Raw genomic sequence first — 5,961 nt, 5'->3', positions numbered from 1 at the left:
ACATGGCACATAAAAAAGCCGGTGGTAGTACTCGTAACGGTCGCGATTCGGAAAGTAAACGCCTTGGCGTGAAGCGCTTTGGCGGTCAGGTTGTCAGCGCAGGTGAAATCATTGTTCGCCAGCGCGGCACCAAGTTCCACGCAGGTGTGAACACCGGCATGGGCAAAGACCACACCATCTTTGCCAAGGAAACCGGTCGCGTTAAGTTTGAAACCAAGGGTCCGCTGAGCCGCAAGTTTGTGGTGATCGAGCCCGTGGCCTGATCCGAAAGGGTCAGAAAAAGCCCCGCGAGGCTCCTGCCCGCGGGGCTTTTTTGTGTCAGGCTGCTTGCAAGCGATATGCATCACGCCACAGGAAACAGATCTGAGACGTTGTGGTGAGCGGCCTGCGTGCTGCTCTACAATGGCATCCATCCAGTAAAGAGTGTCCTCCCAATGCAATTTGTCGATGAAGCCACCATTGAAGTTCACGCCGGTAAGGGCGGTGATGGCTGTCTGAGTTTCCGCCGCGAGAAATACGTGGAATTCGGTGGCCCGGATGGCGGCGACGGCGGAGCCGGTGGCAGTGTGATGGTGCAGGCGGATACCAATCTGAATACCCTGGTGGATTACCGCTACGAGCGCATTTTCAAAGCCCGCAATGGCGAGCCCGGCAAGGGGCGCCAGATGACCGGTAAATCCGCCGATGATGTGGTGTTGTTGGTGCCGGTGGGTACCACCATTGTCGATGTGGATACCGATGAGGTGCTGGCGGATCTGACCGATCCGGAAAAGCCGGTGATGATTGCCCTGGGCGGTCGCGGTGGGCTTGGCAATATTCACTTCAAGAGCAGCACCAACCAGGCGCCGCGCAAGATCACCAAGGGCAAGCCCGGTGAATCCCGTCGTCTGCGTCTGGAGCTGAAGGTGCTGGCGGATGTGGGCCTGCTGGGCATGCCCAATGCGGGCAAGAGTACCCTGATTCGGGCGATTTCCGCTGCCAAGCCCAAGGTGGCGGATTATCCGTTTACCACCCTGGTGCCCAATCTTGGCGTGGTGAAAGCAGATCGTCATCGCAGTTTCGTGGTGGCTGACATTCCTGGCCTGATCGAGGGTGCCGCAGAAGGGGCGGGTCTGGGGATTCGTTTCCTCAAGCACCTGGCGCGTACTCGTCTGTTGCTGCATGTGGTGGATCTGGCGCCCATGGATGGCAGCAGCCCGGCGGACCATATCGATGCCATCGCCGACGAACTGGACCGTTTCTCTCCCGCTCTGGCCGAGCAAGAGCGCTGGCTGGTGTTCAACAAGATTGACCTGCTGGCGGATGATGAAGCGCAGACGCAGGCGGATGCTATCGTCGAGGAGCTGGGCTGGCAGGGTCCGGTGTTCAAGATTTCTGCTGCTGCGGGTGTTGGCTGCGAGGATTTGGTCTACGCATTGATGAACGCCATTGAGGATCGCCGCCGGCTGGAGCAGGAAGACCCGGATTATGCTGCTGCCCAGCAGGATCTTCGCGCCCGCCTGGAAGAAGAGGCCCGTGAAAAGGTGCAGGAGCTGAAGGCTGACGCGCGCCGGGCTCGCCAGAATGATGGTGACGACGATGATGATGATCACGATGTGGAAGTGATCTACGAACCGTAAGCAGGCTCAGGTTTCAAGTGGCAAGTTACAAGGAGGGCCTGCAGGTATGCCGAGCTTCTGTGCTGAAAAGAGGCAGGGCAAATGGCGGGATCTTTTTGCATCTTGAAGCTTTCAACTTGTAACTGATGGAAGGAGTGAGCGTGGCGGACCGCCAGCGTTGGGTAATCAAGATAGGCAGTGCCCTGCTGACCAATGACGGCAAGGGTCTCGACTGTGCCTTGATGCAGTCCTGGGTGGATCGCATGGTGGCGTTGCGCGAGCAGGGTATTGAGGTGGTCATCGTGTCGTCCGGTGCGGTGGCAGAAGGGATGACCCGGCTGGGCTGGACCTCCCGTCCTGATTCTGTGCACGAGCTGCAGGCCGCCGCTGCAGTGGGTCAGATGGGGCTGGTGCAGGCCTGGGAGTCGCGTTTCCAGAAGCACAATCTGCACACCGCCCAGGTGCTGCTCACCCACGATGACCTGTCCGACCGCAAGCGCTACCTCAATGCCCGCTCCACGCTGCTGACCCTGCTGGGTTTTTCGGTGGTGCCGGTGGTGAATGAAAACGACACCGTGGTCACCGATGAAATCCGTTTTGGCGACAACGATACCCTGGCGGCGCTGGTGGCCAATCTGATCGAGGCGGACCGGCTGGTGATTCTCACTGACCAGGACGGCCTCTTCGACGCCGACCCCCGCAGTAATCCTGATGCCAAATTGATCCACGAGGCGCGGGCTTCGGATCCGGATATTGCCCGTGTTGCTGGCGGTGGCGGGCTGTTGGGGCGCGGCGGCATGGCCACCAAGGTGCGAGCCGCCAAGCTGGCGGCCCGTTCCGGGGCCTCCACCACCATCGCCTCCGGTCGCAGTCCGCAGGTCCTTGCGGAGCTGGCCCTGGGGCAGGGTCCGGGGACCACGCTGCTACCGGATACCTCGCCCATGAATGCCCGCAAGCAGTGGCTTGCCGGGCATTTGCAGATGCGCGGACGGGTGGTGCTGGATGCCGGAGCGGTGCGCCGTATTCGTGATGGCGGCTCCAGCCTGCTGCCGGTGGGAGTGGTGGATGTGTTCGGCCAGTTCTCCCGGGGGGAAATGGTGGCCTGTGAAAGTGAGCAGGGCGAGCGCATTGGCTGTGGGCTGGCCAACTATGACGCCGCCGACGCGCGTCGAATCTGTGGCAAAAAAAGTGCCGAGATTGCCGATGTGTTGGGCTACATGAACGAGGAAGAGCTGATCCACCGGGATAATATGGTGGTGTTCCACGTCGGCTGAATTGGGAGGCAAGGAGCGAGTGTCGAGAAGCGAAAGGAAAAGCCGGTGTGGGCTTTCGAGGCTCGCTCCTCACAGCTTGCCACTGATTTTTGGGCATAAAAAAACCGGCCAATGGCCGGTTTTTTTAACGCGAACGCATCAGACTCAGGCAGCCATGGCCTTGATCTTGGCGTTCAGGCGGCTCTTGTGGCGAGCTGCCTTGTTCGGGTGAAACTTGCCCTTGCGGGTGGCTTTGTCCAGCACAGACACCGCCTGGTTATAAGCTTCCTGAGCGCTGCCTTGGTCGCCGGACGCAATAGCCGCGTTCACCTTTTTCAGGTATGTGCGCACCATGGAGCGCATCGCTGCGTTGTGCTGACGGCGGTTTTCCGCCTGACGCGCACGCTTGCGTGCTTGCGGTGAGTTAGCCAAGGTCCTGCTCCTATACTTAAATTCGAAGGTCAAATCGGGTTGTGACACTGGCCGCTATGGGCCGACCCTGCCTGTTGTGATCAAAAAACACGCGGGCCACGGTCTAAAGACGCGCAACTATGCCGATCCGGAGGCCTGATGTCAATGGGCTGCGGGGGCGGAAATCATCATTCTGGCGGTTTGGGCGGCCTTTGTTTACTCTTGCCCGGTTTGCTGGAGGCACTATGACCGAACCCACAGAAAAGACCCCGAAAAAAGCCGGTTTAATGGCCTCCACTGCCGTGGTGGCAACCATGACCATGCTGTCGCGGGTGCTGGGGCTGGTTCGGGACGTGGTGATTGCCCGTATGCTGGGGGCCTCCGCCGGGGCCGATGCCTTTTTCGTGGCCCTGAAGATTCCTAATTTTTTCCGCCGTCTGTTTGCCGAAGGGGCCTTCAACCAGGCGTTCGTGCCGGTGCTGAGCGAGTATCGCAGCAAAGGCAGCATGGCGGCCACCAAGCTGTTGGTGGATCGGGTGGCCGGGACCCTGGGAACCGTGGTGGCGTTGATCACCCTGGTGGGGGTGCTGGCGGCGGCGGGGGTGGTGTGGTTGTTTGCTCCCGGTTTTGGCGATGACCCGGTGAAGCGGGCACTGACCGTGGAAATGCTGCGGCTGACCTTCCCTTATCTATTCTTTATTTCCCTGACCGCCTTTGCTGGCGGCATCCTCAATTCCTGGAACCGCTTTGCGGTGCCGGCTTTTACCCCGGTGCTGTTGAACCTGAGCCTGATCGGCTGTGCCCTGTTCCTGGCCCCGCAATTTGCCGAGGATCGCATGGCAGTGGCGCTGGCCTGGGGGGTGCTGATCGCCGGGGTCGCTCAGCTGCTGTTTCAGCTACCGTTTCTTGCCAGGCTGAATCTGATGCCGGTGCCGCGCATGGGCTGGTCCGACCCGGGGGTGCGCAAGATCATGACATTGATGGTGCCGGCCCTGTTCGGGGCGTCGGTCTATCAGCTCAACTCCCTGGTCAATACGGTGTTGGCGTCGCTACTGGAGACGGGGTCGGTGACCTGGCTCTACTACACCGACCGGCTGATCGAGCTGCCGCTGGGGATTTTTGCGGTGGCGATCGGCACGGTGATCCTGCCCAGCCTGTCCAGCAAGCATGTGGATGCCTCCAGCGAGGCGTTTTCCCGAACCCTGGACTGGGCCATCCGCATGGTGTTGCTGATTGGTCTGCCGGCAGCACTGGCGTTGGCAGTGCTGGCCGAGCCGCTGCTGTCCACGCTTTTCCAGTACGGCGAGTTCACTGCGTTGGATGTGGCGAAAACCGCAGAATCCCTGCGTGCCTACAGCGCCGGCCTGTTGGCGGCCATGCTGATCAAGGTACTGGCGCCGGGCTTCTATGCCCGCCAGGATACCCGCACTCCGGTGAAGATCGGTGTGATTGCCATGCTGGCGAATATGGCGTTCGGCGCCTTGCTGGTGTGGGAATGGCGTCATGTGGGGCTGGCCACGGCCATGGCCCTGTCCGCCTGGCTCAATGCCGGGTTGTTGTATCTGGGGCTGCGCCGGGCGGGGGTCTATCAGCCGCTCAAGGGGTGGTTGTTTCACTGGGGGCGGATGGTAGCTGCCGGTGTGGCCATGGCAGCGGCCACTTACTGGCTGTCTTTGCAAACCCTGGCCTGGACCGAGGCCGGCATGTGGAACCGGGTCGGTTGGCTCAGCCTGATTGTGATTTCCGGGTTGGCGATCTACGGGGTAAGCCTGCTGATTCTGGGGCTGCGGCCGCGACATTTGCGCCGCTGACATCTTGCGGGGTTGCTTTTCCTCTGGGTGAGCGCCATGTCAGTAATGGTTAACTTTCCCGCCGGTCGCTGCCACGGGCGCATACAAAACCATCGACGAGCCTGTATAATCGGGCGTCTTTTGAGACGAGGATGAGATGCGACTGATTCGCGGCATTCACAATCTGCGCGACAGGCATCGCGGCTGCGTGGCCACCATCGGCAATTTCGATGGGGTGCATCAGGGGCATCAGCGGATTCTGGATCAGGTGATTGCAGAAGCCCGCCGCCGTGGGCTGAAGGCCACGGTGATGCTGTTCGAGCCGCAACCTCAGGAATTTTTTGCGCCGCAGCAGGCGCCGGCCCGGCTCATGTCCCTGCGCGACAAACTGATTGCCCTGCGTGACGCCGGGGTGGATCAGGTGCTGTGTGTGCGGTTCGACGAGCGATTCCGCTCCCTGACCGCCGAGGCCTTTGTGAAATCACTGCTGGTGGACGGACTGGGGGTGGAATACCTGGTGGTGGGGGATGATTTCCGTTTCGGCTGTGGCCGTGACGGGGATTTCGCTTACCTGCAGCAGGCCGGCGAGCAGTTCGGTTTTGCTGTGACTGACACTGCCACCTGCGAAATCCATGGTGAGCGGGTGTCCAGCACCCGGGTTCGTGCGGCGCTCAACGCCGGAGATTTTGCCCTGGCGGAAACCTTGCTGGGGCGGCCCTTTGCCATCAGTGGCCGGGTGCGCCACGGTGACAAGATCGGCCGCACCCTGGATCTGCCCACGGTGAATCTGGCACTCAAGCGTCTGCACTCCCCGCTGGCCGGGGTGTTTGCCGTCACGGTGACTGGCGCCGGGCTCACAGACCAGGCCGGGGCCGCCAACATGGGCGATCGGCCCACGGTGAATGGCAC

At 61.1% G+C, this 5,961-nt stretch carries 6 protein-coding genes; 5 read left to right on the top strand and 1 reads right to left on the bottom strand.

Annotated features, from left to right (window positions below; translation table 11 throughout):
• Nucleotides 1–2: 2 nt before the first annotated feature.
• The 3 genes from rpmA (at nucleotide 3) to proB (ending at nucleotide 2,872) form a co-directional block, all read left to right on the top strand.
• Entirely contained in the window at nucleotides 3–263 is a 261-nt protein-coding gene (rpmA, locus tag HUJ17_RS13300) for a 50S ribosomal protein L27 (RefSeq protein ID WP_290511150.1), read from the top strand.
• Nucleotides 264–434: 171 nt separating this feature from the next.
• Nucleotides 435–1,619: an Obg family GTPase CgtA gene (cgtA, locus tag HUJ17_RS13295; protein ID WP_290511149.1), complete on the top strand. Its 1,185-nt coding sequence runs from the start codon at nucleotides 435–437 to the stop codon at nucleotides 1,617–1,619.
• 140 nt (nucleotides 1,620–1,759) lie between these two features.
• A complete protein-coding gene (gene proB / locus HUJ17_RS13290) occupies nucleotides 1,760–2,872 on the top strand; it encodes a glutamate 5-kinase (RefSeq protein ID WP_290511148.1) in 1,113 nt (370 codons plus the stop codon).
• Between the two features lie 144 nt (nucleotides 2,873–3,016).
• Here the strand turns inward: proB and rpsT are convergent, their stop codons facing one another.
• On the bottom strand, nucleotides 3,017–3,283 hold the full coding sequence (gene rpsT, locus HUJ17_RS13285) for a 30S ribosomal protein S20 (RefSeq protein ID WP_290511147.1): 267 nt from the start codon (nucleotides 3,281–3,283) through the stop codon (nucleotides 3,017–3,019).
• 224 nt (nucleotides 3,284–3,507) lie between these two features.
• Here rpsT and murJ point away from each other — a divergent pair, with 224 nt between their 5' ends.
• Both murJ and ribF read left to right on the top strand, forming a co-directional pair.
• The gene (murJ, locus tag HUJ17_RS13280) at nucleotides 3,508–5,073 is read left to right on the top strand and encodes a murein biosynthesis integral membrane protein MurJ (protein ID WP_290511146.1); all 1,566 of its coding nucleotides are present in this window, start codon (nucleotides 3,508–3,510) and stop codon (nucleotides 5,071–5,073) included.
• Nucleotides 5,074–5,209: 136 nt separating this feature from the next.
• Nucleotides 5,210–5,961 (top strand): bifunctional riboflavin kinase/FAD synthetase (gene ribF, locus HUJ17_RS13275; protein WP_290511145.1); only part of this gene is annotated, 752 nt, incomplete at its 3' end.

Source organism: Alcanivorax sp., from assembly GCF_014762765.1.
Taxonomy (GTDB): Bacteria; Pseudomonadota; Gammaproteobacteria; order Pseudomonadales; family Alcanivoracaceae; genus Alcanivorax.
Note: the sequence above shows the minus strand (reverse complement) of the source record. Positions and strands in the feature narration are given on the sequence as shown.